Annotated in this window: 17 protein-coding genes and 1 pseudogene; 8 read left to right on the top strand and 10 right to left on the bottom strand. The window is 63.2% G+C overall.

What is annotated here, in order from left to right; translation table 11 throughout:
* Positions 1–262 precede the first annotated feature (262 nt).
* Together pgnE and HGO40_RS08310 are read right to left on the bottom strand one after the other, a co-directional pair.
* A complete protein-coding gene (gene pgnE, locus HGO40_RS08305; protein WP_250962624.1) occupies positions 263–1,192 on the bottom strand; it encodes a UDP-N-acetylglucosamine epimerase PgnE in 930 nt (309 codons plus the stop codon).
* Positions 1,185–2,069 (bottom strand): sugar nucleotide-binding protein, encoded by an 885-nt coding sequence (locus HGO40_RS08310; RefSeq protein WP_053188636.1) that lies wholly within the window; start codon positions 2,067–2,069, stop codon positions 1,185–1,187. The genes pgnE and HGO40_RS08310 overlap by 8 nt, the downstream gene beginning before the upstream one ends.
* Positions 2,070–2,364: 295 nt before the next feature.
* Between HGO40_RS08310 and HGO40_RS08315 the strand changes: the two are divergent.
* A pseudogene (locus HGO40_RS08315) lies at positions 2,365–6,678 on the top strand (DEAD/DEAH box helicase).
* A gap of 123 nt (positions 6,679–6,801) precedes the next feature.
* On the opposite strand, the gene HGO40_RS08320 reads toward HGO40_RS08315, so the two are convergent.
* Positions 6,802–8,889, bottom strand: coding sequence for a mechanosensitive ion channel family protein (locus HGO40_RS08320; RefSeq protein WP_250962625.1), 2,088 nt, complete (start codon positions 8,887–8,889; stop codon positions 6,802–6,804).
* 289 nt (positions 8,890–9,178) lie between these two features.
* Between HGO40_RS08320 and HGO40_RS08325 the strand changes: the two genes are divergently transcribed.
* From HGO40_RS08325 to HGO40_RS08340, 4 genes are read left to right on the top strand one after another with little or no spacing between them, the layout of a single operon-like run.
* A complete protein-coding gene (locus tag HGO40_RS08325) occupies positions 9,179–10,105 on the top strand; it encodes a DUF72 domain-containing protein (protein ID WP_250962626.1) in 927 nt (308 codons plus the stop codon).
* Positions 10,102–10,914, top strand: coding sequence for an endonuclease/exonuclease/phosphatase family protein (locus HGO40_RS08330; protein ID WP_250962627.1), 813 nt, complete (start codon positions 10,102–10,104; stop codon positions 10,912–10,914). Before HGO40_RS08325 ends, HGO40_RS08330 begins: the two co-directional genes overlap by 4 nt.
* The gene (gene clsB / locus HGO40_RS08335; protein WP_250962628.1) at positions 10,911–12,209 is read left to right on the top strand and encodes a cardiolipin synthase ClsB; all 1,299 of its coding nucleotides are present in this window, start codon (positions 10,911–10,913) and stop codon (positions 12,207–12,209) included. Before HGO40_RS08330 ends, clsB begins: the two co-directional genes overlap by 4 nt.
* Positions 12,196–13,203 (top strand): lysylphosphatidylglycerol synthase domain-containing protein, encoded by a 1,008-nt coding sequence (locus HGO40_RS08340; protein WP_250962629.1) that lies wholly within the window; start codon positions 12,196–12,198, stop codon positions 13,201–13,203. The genes clsB and HGO40_RS08340 overlap by 14 nt, the downstream gene beginning before the upstream one ends.
* A gap of 136 nt (positions 13,204–13,339) precedes the next feature.
* Here the strand turns inward: HGO40_RS08340 and HGO40_RS08345 are convergent, their stop codons facing one another.
* The 3 genes from HGO40_RS08345 to HGO40_RS08355 form a co-directional block, all read right to left on the bottom strand.
* Positions 13,340–14,098, bottom strand: coding sequence for an alpha/beta hydrolase family protein (locus tag HGO40_RS08345; RefSeq protein ID WP_250962630.1), 759 nt, complete (start codon positions 14,096–14,098; stop codon positions 13,340–13,342).
* Positions 14,088–15,191: a DUF3182 family protein gene (locus HGO40_RS08350; protein WP_250962631.1), complete on the bottom strand. Its 1,104-nt coding sequence runs from the start codon at positions 15,189–15,191 to the stop codon at positions 14,088–14,090. The genes HGO40_RS08345 and HGO40_RS08350 overlap by 11 nt, the downstream gene beginning before the upstream one ends.
* A gap of 337 nt (positions 15,192–15,528) precedes the next feature.
* Positions 15,529–16,524 (bottom strand): GlxA family transcriptional regulator, encoded by a 996-nt coding sequence (locus HGO40_RS08355; protein WP_250962632.1) that lies wholly within the window; start codon positions 16,522–16,524, stop codon positions 15,529–15,531.
* Between the two features lie 98 nt (positions 16,525–16,622).
* On the opposite strand from HGO40_RS08355, the gene HGO40_RS08360 reads away from it, so the two are divergent.
* Together HGO40_RS08360 and HGO40_RS08365 are read left to right on the top strand one after the other, a co-directional pair.
* Positions 16,623–17,180 carry a cysteine hydrolase family protein gene (locus HGO40_RS08360; RefSeq protein WP_250962633.1) on the top strand — a complete coding sequence of 186 codons (558 nt, stop codon included), beginning with the start codon at positions 16,623–16,625 and terminating at the stop codon, positions 17,178–17,180.
* Positions 17,181–17,269: 89 nt separating this feature from the next.
* The gene (locus tag HGO40_RS08365; RefSeq protein WP_250962634.1) at positions 17,270–17,887 is read left to right on the top strand and encodes a hypothetical protein; all 618 of its coding nucleotides are present in this window, start codon (positions 17,270–17,272) and stop codon (positions 17,885–17,887) included.
* A 109-nt stretch (positions 17,888–17,996) separates the two neighbouring features.
* Here HGO40_RS08365 and HGO40_RS08370 read toward each other — a convergent pair whose 3' ends face one another.
* Positions 17,997–18,518 (bottom strand): single-stranded DNA-binding protein, encoded by a 522-nt coding sequence (locus tag HGO40_RS08370; RefSeq protein WP_003206078.1) that lies wholly within the window; start codon positions 18,516–18,518, stop codon positions 17,997–17,999.
* A gap of 9 nt (positions 18,519–18,527) precedes the next feature.
* Complete coding sequence (locus HGO40_RS08375; RefSeq protein ID WP_250962635.1) at positions 18,528–19,925, bottom strand: MFS transporter; 1,398 nt, start codon at positions 19,923–19,925, stop codon at positions 18,528–18,530.
* Between the two features lie 179 nt (positions 19,926–20,104).
* Between HGO40_RS08375 and uvrA the strand changes: the two genes are divergently transcribed.
* Positions 20,105–22,939, top strand: coding sequence for an excinuclease ABC subunit UvrA (gene uvrA, locus HGO40_RS08380; RefSeq protein WP_186729629.1), 2,835 nt, complete (start codon positions 20,105–20,107; stop codon positions 22,937–22,939).
* A gap of 96 nt (positions 22,940–23,035) precedes the next feature.
* On the opposite strand, the gene bfr is transcribed toward uvrA, so the two are convergent.
* The gene (gene bfr, locus HGO40_RS08385; RefSeq protein ID WP_250962636.1) at positions 23,036–23,500 is read right to left on the bottom strand and encodes a bacterioferritin; all 465 of its coding nucleotides are present in this window, start codon (positions 23,498–23,500) and stop codon (positions 23,036–23,038) included.
* 158 nt (positions 23,501–23,658) lie between these two features.
* A complete protein-coding gene (locus HGO40_RS08390) occupies positions 23,659–25,107 on the bottom strand; it encodes a catalase (RefSeq protein ID WP_250962637.1) in 1,449 nt (482 codons plus the stop codon).
* Between the last annotated feature and the right edge of the window lie 50 nt (positions 25,108–25,157).

Genomic DNA, 25,157 nt, shown 5'->3' on the forward strand with positions numbered 1-25,157 from the left:
CCCCTACGCAATGGTGAGATGACTACACACCCTGTGGCGAGGGAGCTTGCTCCCGCTGGGCTGCGAAGCAGACCCCAAGAATGTGCGACCGCTTCGCGCTCGAGCGGGAGCAAGCTCCCTCGCCACAGGTTTCACTTGCCGAAAGTCACTGTGGGAGCGAGCTTGCTCGCGATGACGGTGGATCAGCCAACAAAGATGTTGACTGACCTACCGCTATCGCGAGCAAGCTCGCTCCCACAGTTTTTTTGGGGCGGTGAGAGTCTCAGCGCCCCAACAACCGCGCCAGGCCCACGCTCATCGGTGTCTGCTGAGGGAAGCTGAAGCGTTGCAACAGCCGATGGTTGTCCGCCCGGGAATGGCGGATGTCGCCGGAGCGCGCCGGGCCGTAGCTGATCGGCGGCAGGTCCCCCACTACGGCGGCCAGGGCCTGGAGCATCTGCTTGAGGGTCGTGGCCTGGTTCCAGCCGACGTTCACCGCACCCACTTCCACCTCGGGCTTCTCGATGGCCTGCACCAGCAAGTCCACCAGATCTTCCACATAGACAAAGTCCCGCGTCTGCTCGCCGTCGCCAAACACGGTGATCGGCAGGCCTTTCTGCGCCCGTTCGCTGAAGATGCTGATGACGCCCGAATACGGCGAGGACGGATCCTGGCGCGGGCCGTAGATGTTGAAGAAGCGGAACACCACCGGTTCCAGGTCGTGCTGGCGGCGATAGAAATCGAAGTAGAACTCGCTGGCCAGTTTGTCCGAGGCATAGGGTGTGAGCGGGGCCTTGGGGGTGTCTTCGTCGATGGGCTCGCCTTCGCCGTTGTTGCCATAGACCGCCGCGCTGGAGGCGAACAGCACGCGTTTCACCCCGCTCTGGCGCATGGCTTCGCAGACATTCAGGGTGCCGATGAAATTGCTCTGGTGGGTGCGCACCGGGTCATCCACCGAGGCTTGCACCGAAGCCACCGCCGCCAGGTGCGCCACGGCGCTGCAACCGGCCATGGCCCGGGCCACCAGCGCGGCATCGGCGACGTCGCCTTCGATCAGCTCGACCGCCGGGTTGTCCAGCGGCAGGTTGCTGCGCTTGCCGGTGGACAGATCATCGAGGATCCGCACCGCATGCCCCTTGGCGAGCAAGGCGTCGGTCAGGTGCGAACCAATGAAACCCGCACCGCCGGTGATTAAAACAGGGCCTTTAGCCATGGCGATAAAACCTATCCAGTAAGCCCGGGAGTGCCGCGCGCCAGGCGCGGGGCTTGATCCCGAAAGTGTGCAGAATTTTCTTGCAGGCCAGCACCGCGTGCTGCGGTTCTTCCGCGGCGTCCGGCCGTGCGGCATGAGCCTGGGGGGTGGGCGACTCGATGGCCAGCGGATGCAGGGCGCGGGCTTCGGTGAGGATCGCCTGGCCCAGCGCCAGCGGCGTGGTCGCCTCGTGCCCGGCGTAATGATAGGTGCCCCACAGCGGCGCCGCGCAATCGAGCTGCTTGAGCACCGAAATGATCACCCGCGCCGCATCGTCCACGGGCGTCGGGTTGCCGCGACGGTCGTCCGCCAGCAACAGCTCTTCGGGCTGTTCGGCCCGGGCCAGGAAACGGCCGAGGATACCGTCGGCGCTGTCATCCAGCAGCCAGCCGAAGCGCAGCAGTACGTGTTGCGGGCAGGTGGCGCGCACGCTTTGCTCGATCCGCCAGAGCGCCTGGCCACGCACGCCCAAGGGCACCGGCTCGTCCTTTTCGCTGTAGGCCGTGGCGCGGGAGCCATCGAACACGCGATAGCTGGACGGTTGCAACAAGACGATGTTGTGGTGCTGGCACAGCTCGGCCAGGCGCTCGACAGCGCGCTCCTGGCTGGCCAGGCGCTGCTCGCTGACAGCCTCGGCCTGGAACCAGTCGAAGTAGTACGCCAGGTTGATCAAGGCGTCCGGACGGGTATCGTCGAGCAGTTGCGTCAGGCTCGCGGCATCCCAGCCGTCTTCGGGCGGGCGGGGGGCAAGAAAACCGATGTCTTCTTCTGCACCGAGGCGAATCAGCGCCTGCCCAAGGGCATTTCCGCCGCCCAGTAACATAAGGCGCATTCGCATAAAGTCAGCAGGCCCAGTCTATTGGCACAAGAATTTGGTCGATAACGCCCGCAGGCGTTGTCGGAATCGTTGCATTTTGCGGGTTTAGTGCGCAACCGTCATCCGCAATGTGCAGATCACCGGGTTTGTACAGGTCTTGGGGCCCTCATCGCGAGCAAGCTCGCTCCCACAGGGGATCTCCAATGTGCATGCGATCCCTGTGGGAGCGAGCTTGCTCGCGATGAGGCCGGAACAGCCAATGGAGATCCCGGACGGTACTTGCATCTTCCCCACCCCACCCGCCTAAACTGCCCACATGAATCTGCCCCTTGCAGCCAACCACGCCATGGCAGGCTTTCACCCCGCCGTTCGTGCCTGGTTCAGCCAGACCTTCCCGGCGGTCACGGCCGCCCAGGCCCAGGCGTGGCCGTTGATCGGCCAGCGTCGCTCGGTGCTGGTCGCAGCGCCCACCGGCTCGGGCAAGACCCTGACGGCCTTTCTCGCCGTGCTCGATGACCTGGTGCACCGTGGCCTGGAACAAGGCGGCCTGCCGGACCAGACCCTGGTGGTCTATGTCTCGCCGCTCAAGGCCCTGAGCAACGACATCCAGATCAACCTGCAGAATCCCCTGGCCGGCATCACTGAACAGCTGCAGAAAATGGGCTTGCCGCCCTTGCCGATCACCACCGCCGTGCGCACCGGCGACACGCCGCAAAAAGACCGCTCGGCGATGCGCAAGACCGCACCGCACATCCTGGTGACCACGCCTGAATCCCTCTACGTGCTGCTCGGCTCCGATTCCGGCAGACAGATGCTCGCCAGCACCCGCACGGTCATCGTCGACGAAATCCACGCCATCGCCGCCAGCAAGCGCGGCAGCCACCTGGCCTTGAGCCTGGAGCGCCTGCAAGCCCTGTGCGCCGAACCGCTGATGCGCATCGGTTTATCGGCCACGCAAAAACCCATCGAGGCGGTGTCACGGTTTCTCGTCGGCGAAGGACGCGCCTGTGAAATCGTCGACATCGGCCATGCCCGCCCCCGGGACCTGGACATCGAGGTGCCACCGGTGCCGCTGTCGGCGGTGATGGCCAATGACGTGTGGGAGCTGGTCTACAATCGCCTCGCCGAACTGGCCCGGGAACATCGCACCACCCTGGTGTTCGTCAACACCCGGCGCCTGGCCGAACGCCTCAGCCGACACCTGAGCGAACGCCTGGGCAAGGACGCCGTGGCCGCTCACCACGGCAGCCTGGCCAAGGAGTTTCGCCTCGACGCCGAACAACGCCTGAAACGCGGTGAACTGCAGGTACTGATCGCCACGGCGTCCCTGGAGTTGGGCATCGATATCGGCGACGTCGACCTGGTCTGCCAGATCGCCTCGCCCCGCTCGATCTCGGCGTTCCTGCAAAGGGTTGGACGCTCCGGCCATCAGGTCGGCGGCACGCCCAAGGGGCGTCTGATCGCCACCACCCGCGACGACTTGATTGAATGCGCCGCCCTGCTCGACTGCGTGCGCCGAGGCGAACTGGACATCCTGCACATCCCCAAGGCACCGCTGGACGTGCTGGCCCAGCAGATCGTCGCCGAAGTCAGTTGCCAGGAATGGTCGGAACAGGCGCTGCTGGACACCTTCCGCCGCGCCTCGCCTTACGCCGAGTTGGACGACGGGCATTACCAGGCGCTGCTGCAAATGCTCGCCGAAGGCCTCAATGGCCGCCAAGGCGGGCGCAGCGCCTACCTGCACCGCGACGCCGTGACCCGGACCTTGCGCGGGCGCCGGGGCAGCAAGCTGACGGCGGTGACCAGCGGCGGCACCATTCCCGACAATGCCGACTACAGCGTGCTGCTCGAACCCCAGGGCTTGAACATCGGCAGCGTCAACGAAGACTTCGCGGTGGAGAGCATTGCTGGCGACGTATTCCAGCTGGGCCATACCTCCTACCGCATCATTCGCGTCGAGACCGGCCGCGTGCGGGTCGAGGACGCCCAGGGCCAACCGCCGACCATCCCGTTCTGGCGCGGCGAAGCCCCGGGGCGCAGCGCCGAATTGTCTTTCGCCGTGGCGCGCCTGCAAGCCCAGCTCGACCACCTGCTGGCCGCCACGCCGGGCCACCTGCAACCAGCCCTCGACTGGTTGACCGGCACCTTGCGCCTGAACCTCGCCAGCGCCGAACAATTGGTCGATTACCTCGCCCCGGCACGCCTGGCCTTCGGCGCCCTACCGTCCCAGGACACGCTGCTGATGGAGCGGTTTTTCGACGAGTCCGGCGGCACGCAACTGATCCTCCACACCCCCTTTGGCAGCCGCATCAACCGCGCCTGGGGCCTGGCCTTGCGCAAGCGCTTCTGCCGCACCTTCAACTTCGAATTGCAGGCCGCCGCCAGCGAAGACGCCATCGTGCTCTCACTGTCCACCAGCCACAGCTTCGAACTGGACGAGGTCTGGCGCTACCTCAACAGCCACAGCGCCGAGCAGATCCTGGTCCAGGCGGTGCTGGATGCACCGCTGTTCGGCGTGCGCTGGCGCTGGAACGCGGGCGTGGCCCTGGCGTTGCCGCGCTACACCGGCGGGCGCAAGGTCGCCCCGCAAATTCAACGCATGAAGAGCGAAGACCTGATCGCCAGCGTGTTTCCGGACCAGATCGCCTGCCTGGAAAACCTCGCCGGCGAGCGGGAAATCCCCGACCACCCGCTGGTGGAACAGACCCTCGACGATTGCCTGCACGAAGCCATGGACAGCGAAGGCTGGCTGGCATTGTTACGGCGCATGGAAGCGGGCGAGGTGCGCCTGATCAGCCGCGACCTGCCGGCGCCCTCGCCGCTGGCGGCGGAAATCCTCAGCGCCCGCCCCTACACGTTTCTCGACGCCGCGCCACTGGAAGAACGGCGGACCCAGGCGGTGATCAACCGGCGCTGGAGCGATCCACAGGCCACCGACGACCTGGGCGCGCTGGACGCCGAGGCCATTCAATCGGTCCGGGATGAGGCCTGGCCGACGCCGGCCAATCTCGATGAGATGCACGAAGCCTTGATGAGTCTGGCCTGCATCGCCGACAGCGAAGTCGACGCCCACGTGCCGTGGCTGGATTGGTTGCAGGCATTGGCGGCCAGTGGGCGCGCCAGCCACCTGCAGATCAGCGCCGAGCGTGGTTTGTGGGTGCCGCTGGAACGCCTGACCTGCTTGCAAGCCATTTATCCACAGGCCCGGTGGCAACCGGCACTCACACCGTTGGCGGGTTTCGATGAAGCCTGGGACAGTGACGAAGCCCTGGTGGAGGTGCTTCGCGCCCGCCTCAGCGCCTTTGGCCCGCTGCCGTTGAAGGCCATCGCCTACCCGCTGGGGTTGTCGACCCCGCAGGCCACCCAAGCCCTGGCGCAGCTAGAGCAGCAAGGCTACGTGCTGCGCGGGCGGTTCACCCCGGGCACCGCGCAGGAGGAATGGTGCGAGCGGCATTTGCTGGCGCGGATCCATCGCTACACGGTCAAGCGCCTGCGCCGGGAAATCGAGCCGGTGATGTTGCAGGACTTCATGCGGTTCCTGTTCGATTGGCAGCACCTGTCCTCGTCCACCCAGGGCCGGGGCAATGCCGTGCTGCCGTCGATCCTGAGCCAGTTCGAAGGCTACCCGGCCGCCGCGTCAGCCTGGGACAGCGACCTGTTGCCCGGCCGGATCAAGGATTATTCGCCCACTTGGCTCGATGAGTTGTGCCGCAGTGGCAAATGGGTATGGACGCGCCTGAGCGCACGTCAAAAACCGTCTGCCAGTGCCCTGCGCAGCACGCCGGTGGTGTTGCTGCCCCGCAGTCAGGTGGCGTTGTGGAGCAGCCTGGCCGGGCAAACGCCCCTGGATGAACTGTCGCCCAAGACGCAAAAAGTCCATCAGGCCCTCAGTGAACACGGCGCGCTGTTTTTCGATGAGCTGGTCCACGAAGCCCACCTGCTGCGCAGCGAACTGGAAATCGCCTTGCAGGAGCTGGTGGGCGCCGGGTAGGTGAATGCCGACAGCTTTGCCGGCTTGCGCGCCCTGATTACGCCGGCCAGCAAACGCCAGGCCCGTAGCAGCCGGCGCGGGCGCGGCGCGTTTGTCGGCGGCATGGACGACGCCGGACGCTGGGCCTTGTTGCGCCGCAGCCCACCCGCCCCCGTGGAGGGCAACCGCCCCATGCCCACCGCGCCAGAGACGTTAGAGCACATCGCCATGACCTTGCTGCGCCGTTACGGCGTGGTGTTCTGGCGCCTGCTGGAGCGCGAGGCCGCCTGGCTGCCGAGCTGGCGCGAGCTGCTGCGCACCTTCCATCGCCTGGCGGCGCGCGGCGAGATTCGCGGCGGGCGTGTTGTCAGCGGCCTGGCGGGCGAACAATTCGCCCTGCCCGAAGCCATCCCGCTGCTACGCGAAACCCGCCGCCGCCCCACCGACGGCAGCCTGGTGGCGGTGTGCGGGGTCGACCCGCTGAACCTGGCCGGCACCTTGCTGCCGGGGGCGAAAGTGCCGGCGCTGGCGAGTAATCGGCTGGTTTACCGGGATGGGTTGCCGGTGGCGGCGCTGATTGCCGGCAAGCAGCAGCTTTGGGTGGAGTTGGATGCTCAAGGGATGGCTGAGGTCAGGAACAAGCTCATTCAGAAAGTTTGAGGGTGTCTGGGCGGGCCGCATCGCGCGCACGCTCGCTCCCACAGGGTTTTTCCATTCACCACAACCCTACTGTGGGAGCGAGCTTGCTCGCGATGAGGCCATAAGCCCCACCACAAAACTCAACTATTGAGATTGATCAGGCACCTCTTCCCCCGCCTTCGGCTCCTCGGCCAACCGCTTCGGCATCACCACCTGCTGTGGATAAGTCTGCGCAAAATGCACCGCCGGGTGGTTATCCACAAGCTTTTTCAGCCGCTGGTTGAACGCCCGGCTCACCGCATACTGCCCACCCGACACGGTGCGGAACTGCGCCGTGAGTACCACGCCGTTGAGGTCCATCTTGTCCACGCCGAACACATCCAGCGGCCCTTGCAGGTTGAACTTGAGGAACGGGTCCTCGCTAATCGAACGCCCGGCTTCGCGAATCAACTCGATGGCCTCGTCCACGTCGGTGTCGTAGGTGAATTGCACGGAGAAGAACGCAAAGGCGAATTGCCGGGACTGGTTGGTCACGGCCTTGATCTGGCCGAACGGCACCGAATGCACGAAGCCCTTGCCGTCGCGCAGGCGCAGGGTGCGGATGGTCAGGCCTTCGACGGTGCCGGCGTGGCCGGAACTGAGCACCACCCAGTCGCCGATGGACAGCGTGTCTTCGATGATGATGAACAACCCGGTGATCACGTCCTGTACCAGTTGCTGGGACCCGAAACCGATCGCCAGCCCCACCACCCCGGCCCCCGCCAGCAACGGTGCGACGTTGATGCCCAGGTTGGCCATGGTGGTGATAGCGCAAATCACCACCAGGATGATTTTCGCGGCGTTGCGCAACAGCGGCAGGATGGTCTTGACCCGGGTGCTGGGCTGGCGTGCGCCGCGCTTGTTCAGCGGCGGCTTCAAGGCTTCCTGGATCGCCGTGTCGAGCACCACCCAGGTGAGCCAGGTCATCAGGACGATCAGGCCGATGCGGCTCAACGAATCACTGATCGCCCGACCGATGGCATTGCGCGAGGCGAATTCGAACAGGGATATCCCCCAGATTCGTCCGAGGATTTCAATGAATGCCACCGCCATGACGATGCGTAGCAAGGCGTGCAGCAGACTTAGCAAACGACCCTTGTAGGCGCTGTTGCGCTGGATGGCTTCGGCCTTGGGCGACTTGAAGACATGTTGGGACACGGTGCTGAGAAACACCGTGGCGATCAGCAGGATGGTGGTGAACAAGGCACAACGCAGGGCTTTCTGGTTGTCCTCGCCGACGCCGATCAGGCTCACCGCCGACACCAGCACCATCAGCAGGATCGGCCAGTACCAGAGCCCGGAGAAAATCCGCAGCGACTCCTGCAAGGCCGGCTGCTTCAAGCGCTGGGCCAGCGGGCGGTTGCGAATCAAGTGTGCCACTGGCCGGCGCATGTGAATCACCAGCCAGCCAAAGATCATTGAAGCCGACAACCCGGTGAACACCGCGACGCTGCTGGTGATGTTACCGCCCAGTTGCCGGGCGATCTGCGGGCTGGTCAGGGCATCGCTGAGGGCGGCGAGAAAGCCAATCAGAAACAACGGCCGCGGGCTGAAGCGCCGAATGATCGCCACCGCGCGACGTTTGTGCCCGGCGTTGAACATGACGATCACGCAGAGCAACACCGAGGTGGAGAAAATACCGCTGCTGGTGGCGTAGGCGAAGCACAGCGCCAGGGCACGACCGACCGAGACTTGCAGAAAGTGGCTGATATAGAGGGTCAGTGGCAGGCAGGCCACCGCCGGCAAGGTATAGGGCAGCAGGTAACCGAGCAGGTCGTGCACGCGCTGACGGGTACGCAACCAACGGCGCCGACCGAGACGCCGTACCAGCACTCGCGCGCCGGCCCACAGCAGCGCACACGTCCCCAGCCCCACGCCGGAGAGCAAGAGGAAATCCCCCGCCACGCGCCAGGACGAGCGGGACGTCTGGTCCACCAGCCGGTCCACCTCGTCCGCCGCCCGGTCCGCCCGCAGGCGCCAGGCATCCACCAGGCTCTGGTTGAGGTCGAGTTTGTCCTGGACGTCGTCGATGCTCGAACTGATGGCCCCCAACAGACCGCCCTGCACCAGCGGCGCGGGCTCGGCGGGCGGTTCGTCGGGCTTGGCGGTGCCAGGGACAGCGACGGTCCCGTAGGCGCTGGTGCCGGTCATCGCCAGCAATAACAGCAGCAATACAGTGCTCAATCGAGACAAAACGCGAGGCTCCTTCACACGGGATGGGTAAGGAACTGATCAATATTGGGCCGGCAAGTTCGCCCGGAAGATCAATACAACCCCTGTGGCGAGGGAGCTTGCTCCCGCTGGGCTGCGCAGCAGCCCCCAAAAAACAGGGCCGCTACGCGCCCCCAGCGGGAGCAAGCTCCCTCGCCACAGAATCCGCGTCTCCCCTCTTCCGTCGGTAAGACCATCGAAACTTTCCAGCTCGCGCGGCGGTCATCAAAAGACACAGGCGGTACGAGGTCATTGGCACGGGGAGGGATACATGACGGCGATCCACATTGGTATTTCCGGCTGGCGCTACACGCCTTGGCGGGGGGATTTCTACCCCAAGGGGCTGACCCAGAAACGGGAATTGCAATTCGCCTCGCGAGCGGTCAACAGTATCGAAATCAATGGATCGTTCTACGCCCTGCAACGCCCCGAACGGTATGCCCAATGGTATGCCGAGACCCCACCCGGCTTCGTGTTCAGCGTCAAGGCCCCGCGTTTCATCACCCATATCAAACGCCTTCGAGACATCCACAAGCCTTTGGCCAACTTTTTCGCCTCCGGGGTGCTGGAGCTCAAGGAGAAACTGGGGGCGATCCTCTGGCAGTTCCCGCCCAGCTTCAAATTCGACCCTGGGCTGTTCGAGGACTTTCTCAAGCAACTGCCCCACGACACCGAAGGCGCCGCCGCCCTGGCCCGAGAGCACGAGCCGCGCCTGGACGGCCACGCCAGCACCGAGACGGATAAGAAACGCCCACTGCGCCACGCCGTGGAGATCCGCCACGAAAGCTTCATCGACCCGCACTTCGTCACGTTGCTCAAGCGCTACGACGTGGCCCTGGTGGTCGCCGACACCGCCGGTAAATGGCCCTATCGCGAAGACGTCACCAGCGATTTCGTCTACCTGCGCCTGCACGGCGCCGAGGAGCTGTACGCCAGCGGCTACACCGACGAGGCGTTGAAGCGCTGGGGTGACCGGATCGAGGCCTGGAGCCACGGCAAGCAGCCGAGCGATGCGCACCTGATCGACCCGGACAAGAAACCCCGGGCGCGCAAGAGCCGGGAAGTGTTCTGCTATTTCGACAACGACATCAAAGTCCGCGCGCCCTACGACGCACGTCATCTGCTGGAACGCTTCCATCTGGACAAGGACCTCGCCACCGCGCCCGGCGAGCGCCCGGCCGAAGGGGTGCTGCCATGAACCGTCCAGAACACAGCGAAGCGACCCACGAGCCGACTCAACAACGGCCCCACGATCTCGACCGGGTCAGCCGTTTCACCGTGCTGACGGTCAATACCCACAAGGGTTTCACCGCCCTGAACCGACGCTTCATCCTGCCGGAGCTGCGCGAAGCGGTGCGCAGTGTCTCCGCCGACGTGGTGTTCCTGCAGGAAGTCCACGGCACCCACGAGCACCATCCCCAGCGCTATAGCAACTGGCCGAGCATGCCGCAATACGAATTCCTCGCCGACACCCTCTGGCCGCAGTTCGCTTACGGACGCAATGCGGTATACCCGGCGGGCGATCACGGCAATGCGCTGCTGTCGAAATTCCAGATCATTCGCCACGAGAATCTCGACGTGTCCATCAGCGGCCACGAAAGCCGCGGCATGCTCCACAGCGTGCTGCGCCTGCCGGGCGGCGAAGGGCAGGAGGTGCATGCCATTTGCGTGCACCTGGGGTTGCGCGAAGGCCATCGCGTCGAGCAATTGAAACTGCTTTGCCAGCGCCTGAGCGAATTGCCGTCCGACGCCCCGGTGATTGTCGCCGGGGACTTCAACGACTGGCGCGGCAAGGCCAACGACCTGCTCGAACCCTGTGGCCTGCGGGAGGTGTTCGCCGAACAGTGGGGCAAACCGGCCCGCAGTTTCCCGGCACGCCTGCCGATCCTGCGCCTGGACCGCATCTACGTGCGCAACCTCAAGGCCCATCACGCCAAGGTATTGAATGTACGCCCCTGGTCGCACCTTTCCGACCACGCACCGCTGTCGGTGGAGATCGAATTATGAGCGCGACGATGAACAAGGCGACGGTGGAAAAGATCGAGGTGCCGCCGACCGAACGCAACCCGGCGCTGGCCGACATCGAATACGGCTGGCACGGCAACAACCGGGTCATCCTGCTGGAAAATGGTGAGGAATATTTCCCACGGGTGTTCGAGGCGATTCGCCGTGCCCAGGAAGAAATCCTCCTTGAGACCTTCATTCTCTTCGAGGACAAGGTCGGCTGTGAACTGCGGGACCTGCTGGTGGATGCGGCCCGACGCGGCGTGCGGATCACCGTCAACCTCGACGGCTTCGGCTGCGGAGAGCTGACCACCGAGTTCCTGGCATCGTTGAGCGACGCCGGGGTGCGCTTGCAGATGTTCGCCCCGGCGCCCCGGCACGTGGGCATCCGCACCAACTGGTTCCGTCGCCTGCACCGCAAGATCGTGGTGGTGGACGGAGTGATTGCGTTCATCGGCGGGAGCAATTTTTCCGCCGACCACCTGGGGGATTTCGGCCCCGAGGCCAAGCAGGATTATTCCGTGGAGGTCAAAGGCCCGGCGGTGGTGGATATCCATCACTTCGCGCTGCTGCAGAGCGGCCGGCCCGCCCGGGCCAAGTATTGGTGGCAACGCCGCCGCAGCCGGCGCAACGAGCTGGCGTTCAGCGACCATGACGGCCAGGTGCGCCTGGTCTACCGGGACAACCACGAGCACCAGACCGACATCGAAGAGGTCTACCAACAAGTGCTGCGCAGCGCCAAACGGCGGGTGGTGATCGCCAATGCCTATTTTTTCCCCGGCTACCGGTTGCTTCGCGAGATCCGCAATGCCGCCCGGCGCGGGGTGGAGGTGCGGCTGATCCTGCAAGGGCAGCCGGACATGATGATCGCCAAGCTCGCGGCGCGGATGCTTTACGACTATCTGCTCAAGGCCGGCGTGACGATCTATGAATATTGCGAGCGGCCGCTGCACGGCAAGGTCGCCCTGGTGGATGAGGATTGGAGCACCGTCGGCTCGAGCAACCTCGACCCGTTGAGCCTGTCGCTGAACCTGGAAGCCAACGTGCTGATCCGCGACCGGGCGTTCAACCGCGAGCTGTTCGAGCGCCTCGATCACCTGCGCCGCGAACACTGCACCGCCATGCCCGAAAACCATGCCCCCCGGGGCCTGCTGTGGCGCATGACCAGCGGTTTCATGGTGTTCCACTTTCTGCGTCATTTCCCGGCCTGGGCCGGCTGGTTGCCGGCTCACAAACCGCGTCTGAAACCTTTTTCGCCGCCAACGGCGGTCCGGAGCGAACCCCATGAACCACTCTGAAGCGCACACCGCGCCGAGGGATGCCCATGCGCCGGAACAGGCCAAGCCCAAATCCCGCTGGAGTCGCTGGAAACGCCCGCTGCCCCTGGCGTTCTTCCTGCTGCTGATCGTGCTGTTCACGGCCTTGGCCCGGCGCATCGACTGGTCCGAAGTGTGTGCCACCCTGGCCGATTTCAAGGTACGCACCTTGATCATCGCCGCCGCGCTGACCATCACCAGTTTCATCACCTATGCCTGCTTCGACCTGAGCGGCCGCACCTACATCCGCCAGAAACTCGGTTGGCGGCAGATCCTGCCGGTGGGAGTGATCAGCTACGCCTTCAACCTCAACCTCAGCGCCTGGGTCGGCGGCATCGCCATGCGTTACCGGCTGTATTCGCGACTGGGGGTCAGTAGCGGGAACATCGCCAAGATCCTCGGCCTGAGCCTGGCCACCAACTGGTTCGGCTACATGACCCTGGCCGGGGTGGTGTTCAGCAGCGGCCTGGTGACAATGCCGCCGGGCTGGAAACTCAGCAGCACTGCACTGCAAGGCGTGGGCGTGCTGTTATTGCTGGCAAGTGCCGGGTACCTGGCGGCCTGTCGGTTTTCCAAGCGTCGGGCCTGGACCGTGCGCGGCATGGAAATCAATCTGCCGTCGCCACGCATGGCGGTGCTGCAATTGGCCTTGGGCGCGCTGAACTGGTCGCTGATGGCAGCGGTGATCTTCACGTTGCTGCCCAGCAAACTGGATTACCCGGTGGTACTCGGGGTGTTACTGATCAGCAGCATTGCCGGGGTCATCACTCATATTCCGGCGGGGCTCGGGGTGTTGGAGGCGGTGTTCGTCGCCCTGCTGCAACACGAGGTGTCGCGGGGCAGCCTGCTGGCGGGGTTGATTGCCTACCGGGCGATCTACTTCATCCTGCCGTTGCTGATTACCGTGGTGATGTATTTGGTGATCGAAGCGAAGGCCAAGGCGTTGCGGGTAAAGCCGGGGCTCAAGCCCAAGTGATGGGTTGCCTGGCCTGGCCCCATCGCGAGCAAGCTCGCTCCCACAGGGGATTTGTAGCGTTCGAAAAATTGGGTTCGCACAGATCCATTGTGGGAGCGAGCTTGCTCGCGATGAGGCCCGCCCAGACACCAGATGTCTACCGCGCCTGAATAATGCTCAACCGCTCTCCCACCACCATTTCCGTGATCCAGTCCACCAGGATCGAGGTGTAAGCCTGTTGTGACACGGGGTCGCTCAAGGCATGGTCGGCGCCGTCGATGATCCGGTGCGTCAATGAATGGGTCTGCTGGCACGCCGCCCGATAACTCATGATCGTGGCATGGGGCACGTAGGTATCGGTCTCGGATTCCACCAGCAACACATCACCGGTGAACTGCGAACACGCCTGCAAGGCGCGATTGGTGCTGGCGTGCACCAAGGTGCTGCGGTAATCCAGCAGGTCGGTCTTGTCCAGGTCGCGCTTGGGGGTGTGCCACTGCTCGTCGCGGTACAGCGCTGGCACCCGCAGGGCCAGCCAGCGCACCGGACGCAGCGACGTCAGGATCGAGGCCAGGTAACCGCCATAACTGGTGCCCACCACGGCAATCGCCGAAGTGTCCAAGGCCGGATGGGCGAGCAAGCGGTCGTATGCCGCCAACAGATCCCGCAGGTTGTCCTCGCGAGTGACCCGGGACAAGGGAATCCCCGCCCCGCCGGTGTGCCCGCGCAAGTCGAAGGTCAGGCACACGCAACCGAGGCCGGCGATGCCTTTGGCCCGTTCCAGGTCCCGTTCCTGGCTGCCGCCCCAACCGTGTACAAACAACACGCCAGGGACCTTCGACTTGGGGCTGAGGAAGGTCCCGTTCATATGCTCGTCATCAATTGCAATCTGGATCGTTTCGCTTCTAGCCGTCATAGGATTGAACCGTTACGTATTTGAGTAGGAAATCACCATTTTCCGCCGCGCCGCGATAGACCTCCCTGGCACCGGTCGGCAGCGGTTGGTCGCGGTAGGTTTCCACCGAGGACACCCGCACCGCGCTGGTTTCAGGCGCTTCGACGAACACCTGCAAGGCCGCCAGCTCGGCACTGCTGGCCCCGCCCATGCGCCAGGATTGTTCCAGCACACCGCCACGGGGCTGGCCGCCGGCATCCAGGCCTTGGGCGATGTCGTAGTTGCGCCGCGACGCAAAAAAGCTCGGGTAGGCCTGGTTGGCGGCGTCATCGAACACTTGTGCCAGGCGCACCGCCTCGCGCACATCGTCGGGCAGTTCGAGCCTGAGCAACTCTATATAGCCGCCTTGCACCACCAGCAGGTCCGACCCGCCATAAACCTCCAGCCCTTGGCTGTCGTGGGTCAGGTGCTGCACGCCGCAATAGCTCATGACCTTGCCGTTGATGAAGCTCTGGCCGACGCTCTGGGTCTTGACCTCGTTGAGGTGCTGTTCCAGCACCACCCCTTCGCGAAACAGCGCCTGGGCGTCAGGATCGGCAACGATTTCATCGAACTGCGCCAGGCTCTTGATCAGCCGTTGGCCACGCCCGGCACAGGCGTGGATCGGCTTGAGGCGGATCGGCCCGGTGTAGAGCAGATGTTCGGCGGCCGGACGCGCATCCTTGAGGGAAAAGACGGTCACACCGTCAAGCACCGCGCCACGGGTGAGCTTGGCAAACAGCGGCGACCAGCCTTTGGGCGCCACGGCGTCCTTATTCAACAGACCGTGGGTAATCGCCTTGGTGCAGATAAAATCGTGCTCGACGTACCCTCCCCACACATCATCCGGCCCCTTGATCCCCAGGCGCATCAAGGCTTCAGTACCGATCAGGGTTTGTGTGGGCAACAGATAAAGATCATGACCGGCCTGGGAATCCTGACGGTCGCCGCATTCCCATCCCAATATCTGTGCCAGCCACTGGGCCAGTGCACGGTTGGTCTCGACTTCATGACGCGGTGCTTGTGGATTGACCGAATAGGCCACGACCCGTTTGTTGCGATTGACTGATGTCATGCGGTGCCCTTTTTCCTGCGCTCGATGGCTTGAGAAAAGGGAAGGTGCAGAGATCAGGCCAACGAGGTGATGGGCGATGAGGGTCAGCCAAGCGGGCGCATCGGGAGCAATTGATAGCACCGGGCCTGTTTCATTCTGCACGACCCATGACAGGCATCCCGCAAATTGCACGATGCCAGCCTGCAGTCACAGCCTCCAACCTGTGGCGAGGGAGCTTGCTCCCGCTGGGCTGCGCAGCAGCCCCAATATATTAACTGACACACCGCGCTGAGTTCCTTTGGGGGCGCTTCGCACCCCAGCGGGAGCAAGCTCCCTCGCCACAAAAAAAGGTTCAGCGTCAGGCTTTGGGAGTGCTCGATGGGCTCACTCCGAATCTCGCCCGGTAATCGCTCGGCGCCAACCCGGTGATTTTCCTGAACGTCGCACGAAAGGCGCTCGGGTCCTGGTAACCGACGGTCCAAGCGATGTGGTCGATAGTGCCGTTGGTGAACTCCAGCATTTCACGGGCCTTGCCAACCCGCAGGTGCTGGCAGTATTCGGTGGGCTTGAGGCCGGTGGCGGCACGGAAGCGGCGCAGGAAGGTGCGCTCTTCCAGTCCGGCCCGTTCGGCCATCGTCCCGAGGGAAACCTCTACCGCGCCGTTGCCTTGCAACCAATGCTGGACCTTGAGAATCGCCCCGTCGCCATGGCCGAGGATGGGCGCGAAGTTACTGCCGCACTGGCTTGCGCTGTCGCTGTGTTCGATCACCAGGAACTGCGCCGTGCGTGTAGCAATGCTGGGCCCGAGCAGGCGGTCCACCAGGCGCAGCCCCAGTTCCGACCAGGCCATCAGCCCGGCGGTGGTGATCAGGTCGCCGTCGTCGACGATGGGTTTGTCGGCGTTGAGCTTGATCTTCGGGTAACGGGCAGCGAAATTCTTGGCCGAGGTCCAATGAGTGGTGGCGCTGCGCCCGTCGAGCAAGCCGCTCTCGGCCAACAGGATCGAGCCGACACACACACCGCCAAGCACGGTGCCGCCCGCATGTTGTGCACGCAGCCAATCCATCAGCGCTGGCGTCGCCAGGCCTTCATCGAAACCGGCGATGGATGGCGGGATCAGCAACGCAACCACTGGGCCCACCGGGCCGGTTTCGCTGTCGAAGACCCGCCGCGGCGCCTCGCCATTGTCGGTCTGCCAGTGACTGACCCGCAGCCGTGGCAATTGTGCACTGGCCTGCTCGGCCGCGATCCGCTGGGTCACGGCGAACAGATCGGTCAAGCCATGCACCGCCGCCATTTGCGCGCCGGGGTAGATGAGCACCCCAAGCTCGGCAACTGCCCTTTGCTGCGTCATTGTCAGTTTTCCCTCGCTTATTGTCGTTGCGGCCAATCCTCGACCCGGTGGTAAACGCCAATACTGGCGCCCTACCCAACCTGATCGAGGAAGCCCTCATGTCCAAGCAAGCGCTCATCGTAGTCGATATCCAGAACGACTACTTCCCCCAGGGAAAATGGCCACTGGTCGGTGCCGACGCCGCCGCCGATAACGCCGCGCGGCTGATCGAAGCCTTTCGCCAGGCCGGAAACAGCGTGGTGCACATCCGCCACGAATTCACCTCCGACGACGCGCCTTTCTTCACCCCAGGCTCCGAAGGCGCCCAGTTGCACCCCAAGGTGCTCAACCGCGCCGACGAACCGGTGGTCCTCAAGCACTTCGTCAATTCGTTTCGCGAAACCGAACTGCAAGCCCTCCTCGAACAGCATGGCGTCGAGCAACTGGTGGTGGTCGGCAGCATGAGCCACATGTGCGTCGATGGCGTCGTGCGGGCGGCGGCGGACCTGGGTTACGGCGTCACGGTGATCCATGATGCCTGCGCGACCCTTGATCTGGAATTCAACGGCACTGTGGTCCCGGCCGCCCACGTGCACGCGGCGTTCATGTCGGCGCTGGGGTTTGCTTATGCGAGTGTGGTGAGTACCGAGCAATTCCTGAGCGACAGCCAGGCGTAGGCGCAGCCATAAACAGCAAGCGAAAATGACTAGGCGTGTGCGAGTCGTTACGACGAGAATGGCCGGGTATTTTCCCAAGAGCCAGCCGCATGAAACGCAGACGCCCGCCGCGCCTGGTCGAATCGCCCTTCCCGATCGCTACCTCAGCGCCACGGCACCCGCCCATGTGGGATTGCTCAAGCGACGTGTCCAGGCCGGGATTCCTGGGGACCATGATTTACGCTGCGGGGATGTTGCTGGCCCTGCCCGTCTATTGGCTGGCAGTGTTTACCCTGATGCTGTTCAAGGTCGAAGGCCTGTCGCCGATTCACAAGCAGGTCATTATGGAACCGCTGGTTATCGCGCTCATGTTCATCAGTGCGTTCGCGGCCGTCTGCGTGATCAAATGGCTGGCATCCGGACCCGAAGTCCTTGGGTTCTGCTTCGACGAACGCCAGCAACGCCTCACCTTCACCCAGCGTCGCCCTGCCCGGCAAACCACCAAAGAAAGCGTCCCCTACAGCGATATCCATTACATCAAGCCCTACACCTTGACCACTTTTGCCAACGTGAATCACTTTGATGTGGGCTACGTCGGGGCCGAAGGCAAGCCGATTGCGCTGCGGTTTCGGGTGGACATCACGGTGGAGGAAATGGCATTCCATGCCACGTGGTTGACGCAGTCGATAGGCGAAAGGATGCAGGAGCTCTTGGATCTGGATCTGTGAGCAAGACTGGGCCAGAACCCGCCTGCGCCGAATGAATAAAAAAGCCCCAAGCGCAGAGTGCGCTTGGGGCTTTTTTTCAAACTATTGGCTGAGCAATCTCAACCCGCAATCAGAACGGAATATCGTCATCAAAGCTGTCGAAATCCGGAGCCGGCTGCGGCGCGGCCTGTTGTGGGGCCGGGCGTTCGCGTTGTGGCTGTGGGGCCGACTGCGGACGAGGCGCCTGCTGGCGCGGGGCCGGGGCCGACTGCTGGTAGTTGTTGCCACCTTGCTGCTGGTCGCCCTGCGGACGGCCACCGAGCAATTGCATGGTGCCTTGCATGTCGACCACGATTTCGGTGGTGTAGCGCTTGATGCCGTCTTTTTCCCACTCGCGGGTCTGCAGCTTGCCTTCGATGTACACCTGCGAACCCTTGCGCAGGTATTCGCCGGCAATCTCGGCCACCTTGCCGAACATCGACACGCGGTGCCATTCGGTCTTCTCGACCTTCTGGCCGGTCTGCTTGTCGGTCCACTGTTCGCTGGTCGCCAGACTCAGGTTGGTCACGGCGTTGCCGTTCGGCAGGTAGCGAACTTCGGGATCCTGGCCGCAAGTACCGACCAATATGACTTTGTTAACCCCACGGGCCATAACGTTCTCCTAGGCTTCGCACGTAGTCGGGGCCGGGTTGTTCACCAGGCGCTCGAGCGTCGCGCGATCCAATAATTCGGTGTCCAGTTTGATGTATACGGCCGCCTCGTCGGCGACCACCACTGCATCGGTTACTCCAACGACGGCCTTCAGACGCTCGGTCAGGCCAGCCTCACGAATCGCCTCGGGCGATAAGGGCAAGCGCAGGCTCGTCACATAGGGAGGTTCGCGCATGGTAACAGCAAAGGCTAGCCAAAGTGCAGCCAGCGCGGCGCATCCCAGGAACACAACCGACAAACCGCCATGCTGGAACAACCAGCCGCCCAGGATCCCGCCCAACGCCGAGCCCAGGAACTGGCTGGTGGAGTAGACCCCCATCGCCGTGCCCTTGCCGCCCGCTGGTGAAACCTTGCTGATCAGCGACGGCAGCGATGCTTCCAGCAGATTGAACGCGGTGAAGAACACCACCGTGCCGATCACCAAGGCTCGCAAGCTATCGCCGAACTGCCAGAAGAATAGCTCAGTGAGCATCAGCGTCACGACGGCGCCGAGCAAAACTCGTTTCATTTTGCGTCGTTTCTCGCCATAGATGATGAAGGGAATCATGGCGAAGAACGAAATCACCAGCGCCGTCAGGTAGATCCACCAGTGCTGCTCCTTGGGCAGGCCGGCCTTCTCGACCAATGCCAACGGCAAGGCGACGAAGCTGGACATCAGCATGGCGTGGAGCACGAAGATGCCCAGGTCCAGGCGCAACAGGTCCGGGTGCTTGAGCGTCGGGATCAGTGCCTGGCGCGCCACCCCCGACTCGCGGTGCTGCAACGGCCCGGTGGCGCGCGGCACCATGAACGCCACGATCAGGATTCCCACCAGGGCCATGGCGCCGGTCGCCAGGAACAGGCCCGACAAGCCAAAGGCACGGGTCAGCAAGGGGCCGACCACCATGGCCACGGCGAACGACAGACCGATGGTCATGCCGATCATGGCCATGGCCTTGGTGCGATGTTGTTCGCGGGTCAAATCTGACAGCAGCGCCATGACCGCCGCGGAAATAGCCCCGGCGCCCTGTAGGATGCGTCCAGCGATCACGCCCCAGATCGAGTCGGCATTGGCCGCCAGCACGCTGCCGAGGGCGAAGACGATCAGCCCCAGGTAGATGACCGGGCGCCGGCCGATGCGGTCGGAAATGATCCCGAACGGGATCTGGAAGATCGCCTGGGTCAGGCCATAGGCGCCGATCGCCAAGCCGATGAGGGCCGGCGTAGCGCCCGCCAGGTCCATGCCATAGGTCGCCAGCACCGGCAACACCATGAACATGCCCAGCATACGAAAGGCGAACACCAGGGCCAGGCCGCTCGCTGCGCGGGTCTCGCCACGACTCATGCGTTCGCTGTGGGGATCTTGCATGGAAAAACCTCATGTGAACCGGCGGCGATTCTACCAGTCCCATCGATTGAGAGGGTATATGGCGACCGTTTGCCGCGCAGTCTTCATGTATGGCCGCAATCGCGTCCTCAATAGTGTGCATCCATCCAGTATTTGCCCGTATACTCCTACGTTTTCGACGCCCGCCGAGCGAGGCCACTTTGGACAAGATCCTGATTCGTGGGGCCCGTACCCACAACCTGAAGAACATCGACCTGACCCTGCCACGGGACAAGCTGATCGTCATCACCGGCCTGTCCGGATCCGGCAAGTCATCCCTGGCCTTCGACACGCTGTACGCTGAAGGCCAGCGCCGCTATGTCGAATCGCTGTCGGCCTACGCCCGGCAGTTCCTGTCGATGATGGAAAAACCCGACGTCGACACCATCGAAGGCCTGTCGCCGGCCATTTCCATCGAACAGAAGTCGACCTCCCATAACCCCCGGTCGACGGTCGGCACCATCACCGAGATCTACGATTACCTGCGCTTGCTGTATGCGCGGGTCGGTATTCCTCGTTGCCCCGATCACGATATTCCCCTGGAAGCCCAGACCGTCAGCCAGATGGTCGACCTGGTGCTGGCCCAGCCGGAAGGCAGCAAGCTGATGTTGCTGGCGCCGGTGATTCGCGAGCGCAAGGGCGAACACCTGATGGTTTTCGAAGAGCTGCGCGCCCAGGGCTTCGTGCGGGCCCGGGTCAACGGCAAGCTGTGCGAACTGGACGAGTTGCCGAAGCTGGATAAACAGAAGAAGCACTCGATCGATGTGGTGGTCGACCGCTTCAAGGTCCGCGCCGACTTGCAACAGCGCCTGGCCGAGTCCTTCGAGACCGCGCTGAAACTGGCCGACGGCATCGCCCTGGTCGCACCGATGGACGACGAACCCGGCGAAGAGATCATTTTCTCCGCACGCTTCGCCTGCCCGATCTGCGGCCATGCCATCAGCGAGCTGGAACCCAAGCTGTTCTCCTTCAACAACCCGGCCGGCGCCTGCCCGACCTGCGACGGCCTGGGGGTCAAGCAGTTCTTCGACACCAAGCGACTGGTCAATGGCGAACTGACCCTGGCCGAAGGGGCGATTCGCGGCTGGGACAGGCGCAACGTCTATTACTTCCAGATGCTCGGTTCGCTGGCGGCCCATTACAAGTTCAGCCTGGACAAGCCGTTCAACGAATTGCCCGCCGACCAGCAGAAATTCATCCTGCACGGCAGCGGCTCGCAGAACGTCGACTTCAAATACCTCAATGACCGCGGCGATATCGTCAAGCGCTCCCACCCGTTCGAAGGCATCGTGCCGAACCTGGAGCGCCGCTACCGCGAGACCGAATCGGCCAGCGTGCGCGAAGAACTGGCCAAGTTCCTCAGCACCCAGCCCTGCCCCGATTGCCGTGGTACGCGCCTACGTCGCGAAGCGCGGCATGTGTGGGTCGGCGAGAAGACGCTGCCGGCGGTGACCAACTTGCCCATTGGCGACGCCACCGATTATTTCGGTGGACTGAAACTTACTGGCCGTCGCGGCGAAATCGCCGACAAGATCCTCAAGGAAATCCGCGAGCGCCTGCAGTTCCTGGTGAACGTCGGCCTGGACTACCTGACCCTGGACCGCAGTGCCGACACCCTGTCCGGTGGCGAAGCCCAGCGTATCCGCCTCGCCAGCCAGATCGGCGCCGGCCTGGTGGGGGTGATGTACATCCTCGACGAGCCGTCCATCGGCTTGCACCAACGAGATAACGACCGGTTGCTCGGAACCCTGAAGCACCTGCGGGACATCGGTAACACGGTGATCGTGGTCGAGCACGACGAGGACGCCATCCGTTTGGCCGACTACGTGGTGGACATCGGCCCGGGTGCAGGCGTGCATGGCGGGCACATCGTCGCCCAGGGCACCGCCGCCGAAGTCATGGCGCACCCTGACTCGTTGACGGGCAAATACCTGTCGGGCCGGGTCAAGATCAAGGTCCCGGCCAAGCGCACGCCGCGCAACAAGAAGCTGTCGCTGACCCTCAAGGGGGCTCGCGGCAACAACCTGCGCAACGTCGACCTGGAAATCCCCATCGGCCTGCTGACCTGTGTCACTGGCGTGTCTGGCTCCGGCAAGTCGACGCTGATCAACAACACCTTGTTCCCCCTCAGCGCCACGGCCCTGAACGGCGCCACCACCCTGGAAGCGGCCGCCCACGACAGCATCAAGGGCCTGGAACACCTGGACAAGGTGGTCGACATCGACCAAAGCCCGATTGGCCGCACACCGCGCTCCAACCCGGCGACCTATACCGGGCTGTTCACCCCGATCCGCGAACTGTTCGCCGGCGTGCCGGAGTCCCGTTCACGGGGCTACGGCCCGGGGCGTTTCTCGTTCAACGTCAAGGGCGGGCGCTGCGAGGCCTGCCAGGGCGATGGCCTGATCAAGGTGGAAATGCACTTCCTCCCCGACATCTACGTGCCGTGCGACGTGTGCAAGAGCAAGCGCTACAACCGCGAAACCCTGGAGATCAAATACAAGGGCAAGAACATCCACGAAACCTTGGAGATGACTATCGAAGAGGCTCGGGCGTTCTTCGACGCGGTACCGGCCCTGGCGCGCAAGCTCCAGACCCTGATGGATGTAGGGCTTTCGTACATCAAGCTCGGGCAGTCGGCGACGACCTTGTCCGGCGGTGAAGCCCAGCGGGTCAAGTTGTCCCGCGAGCTGTCCAAGCGCGATACCGGCAAGACCTTGTACATCCTCGACGAGCCGACCACCGGCCTGCACTTCGCCGATATCCAGCAATTGCTCGACGTGCTGCACCGCCTTCGCGACCACGGCAACACCGTGGTGGTGATCGAACACAACCTGGACGTGATCAAGACCGCCGACTGGCTGGTGGACCTGGGGCCGGAAGGCGGTTCCAAAGGTGGCCAGATCATCGCCGTGGGGACGCCGGAACAAGTGGCCGAGATGAAGCAGTCCCACACGGGTTACTACCTCAAGCCGCTACTGGAGCGTGATCGGGACTGATTTCACCCCGGGCACGAAAAAGCCCCTGCCATCTCATCGATGGCAGGGGCTTTTTGTTTCCCCTGTGGGAGCGAGCTTGCTCCCACAAGGAATCCGTCAGAACTGCGATTGCAGGTAGTTCTCCAACCCGATCAGCTTGATCAACCCCAACTGCTTTTCCAGCCAGTAGGTGTGGTCTTCTTCGGTGTCGTTGAGCTGGACACGCAGGATTTCGCGAGTCACATAGTCGTTGTGCGTCTCGCAGAGTTCGATGCCTTTGCACAGCGCAGCGCGGACTTTGTATTCCAGGCGCAGGTCGGCGGCGAGCATGTCCGGTACGGTGGTCCCGACATCCAGGTCATCGGCACGCATGCGCGGTGTACCTTCGAGCATCAGGATCCGGCGCATCAGTGCATCGGCGTGCTGGGTCTCTTCTTCCATCTCGTGGTTGATACGTTCGTAGAGCTCGGTAAAACCCCAATCCTCGTACATCCGCGAATGGATGAAATATTGATCACGGGCTGCCAGCTCGCCGGTCAGCAACGTGTTGAGGTAATCGATTACGTCTGGGTGACCTTGCATCGCCCTACATCTCCACAAGCTTTTAAAGGTTGTAGTTTGAACCAAGCTGACCGCAAGGTCACTGCCTCAACGCAATAAAAGCGAAGAAAATCTGAGAAAACCAAGCTAAATAACGCAAAAACCGCCCTAATGAGGGCGGTTCTGCTTCTCGTTTAGACTTAGTTAAGCGCTACGCCCAACGCCTTCGCGATACCTTCTCCATAAGCAGTATCTGCTTTGTAGAAATGCTGCAGTTGACGGTCCACTACGTCCGCCGAGACACCGCCCATCGCGCCAGCGATATTATTGATCAGCAGGGCTTTCTGCTCATCGTTCATCAAGCGGAACAGCGCACCGGCATGGCTGTAGTAGTCGGTGTCTTCGCGATGGTCATAACGATCCGCCGCGCCACTGAGGGCCAGCGCCGGCTCCGCGTAACGCGGGGCCTGCTTCGGCGTCTCTACATAGCTGTTGGGCTCGTAGTTCGGTGCCGCCCCGCCATTGCTGCCAAACGCCATGGCGCCGTCGCGCTGGTAGGTGTTGACCGGACTACGTGGCGCATTCACCGGCAATTGCTGGTGATTGGTGCCCACACGGTAGCGGTGGGCATCGGCGTAGGCGAAGACACGGCCCTGCAGCATTCGATCCGGCGAGAGGCCAACCCCTGGCACCATGTTGCTCGGACCAAATGCCGCCTGCTCGACTTCAGCGAAGTAGTTCAGCGGGTTACGGTTGAGTTCGAGTTCGCCCACTTCGATCAACGGGAATTCTTTCTGCGACCAGGTCTTGGTCACGTCGAACGGGTTCTCGTAATGCGCCGCGGCCTGGTCCTCGCTCATGATCTGGATGCAGACGCGCCATTTCGGGAAGTCACCGCGCTCAATGGCCTCGAACAGGTCACGCTGGGCGTAATCCGGGTCGGTGCCCGCCAGGCGTGCCGCCTCTGCTGGCGCGAGGTTCTTGATGCCTTGCAAGGTCTTGTAGTGCCACTTCACCCAGTGCCGCTCACCCTGTGCATTGATCAGGCTGTAGGTATGGCTGCCGAAGCCGTGCATGTGGCGGTAGCCATCTGGAATACCGCGGTCAGAAAACAGGATGGTGACCTGGTGCAGCGCTTCAGGCGAATGCGACCAGAAATCCCACATCGCCTGGGCACTTTTCAGGTTGCTTTGCGGCAGACGCTTCTGGGTGTGGATGAAATCTGGAAACTTCAATGGATCACGGATGAAGAATACCGGCGTGGTGTTGCCGACGATGTCCCAGTTGCCTTCCTCGGTATAGAACTTCAAGGCGAAACCGCGCGGATCGCGTTCAGTGTCGGCCGACCCGCGCTCGCCACCCACGGTGGAAAACCGCAGGAAGGTGGGCGTCTGCTTGCCGATCGACTCGAACAGTTTGGCACTGGTGTACTGGGTGATGTCCTGGGTGACGGTAAAGGTGCCGTAGGCGCCCGACCCTTTGGCATGCACACGACGCTCGGGGATGTTCTCGCGGTTGAAGTGAGCAAGCTTCTCGATCAAGTGAAAGTCGTCGAGCAGCAGCGGGCCGCGCGGACCGGCGGAGCGAGAGTTCTGGTTATCGGCGACTGGAGCGCCGCTGGCGGTCGTAAGCGTTTTGATCTGGCTCATGCTCAATCTTCCTAGGTCGGTCTTCGAACTGCCGGCTAATCGGCTGGAAA

The organism is Pseudomonas sp. CG7 (assembly GCF_023701885.1).
GTDB lineage: Bacteria > Pseudomonadota > Gammaproteobacteria > Pseudomonadales > Pseudomonadaceae > Aquipseudomonas > Aquipseudomonas zanjanensis.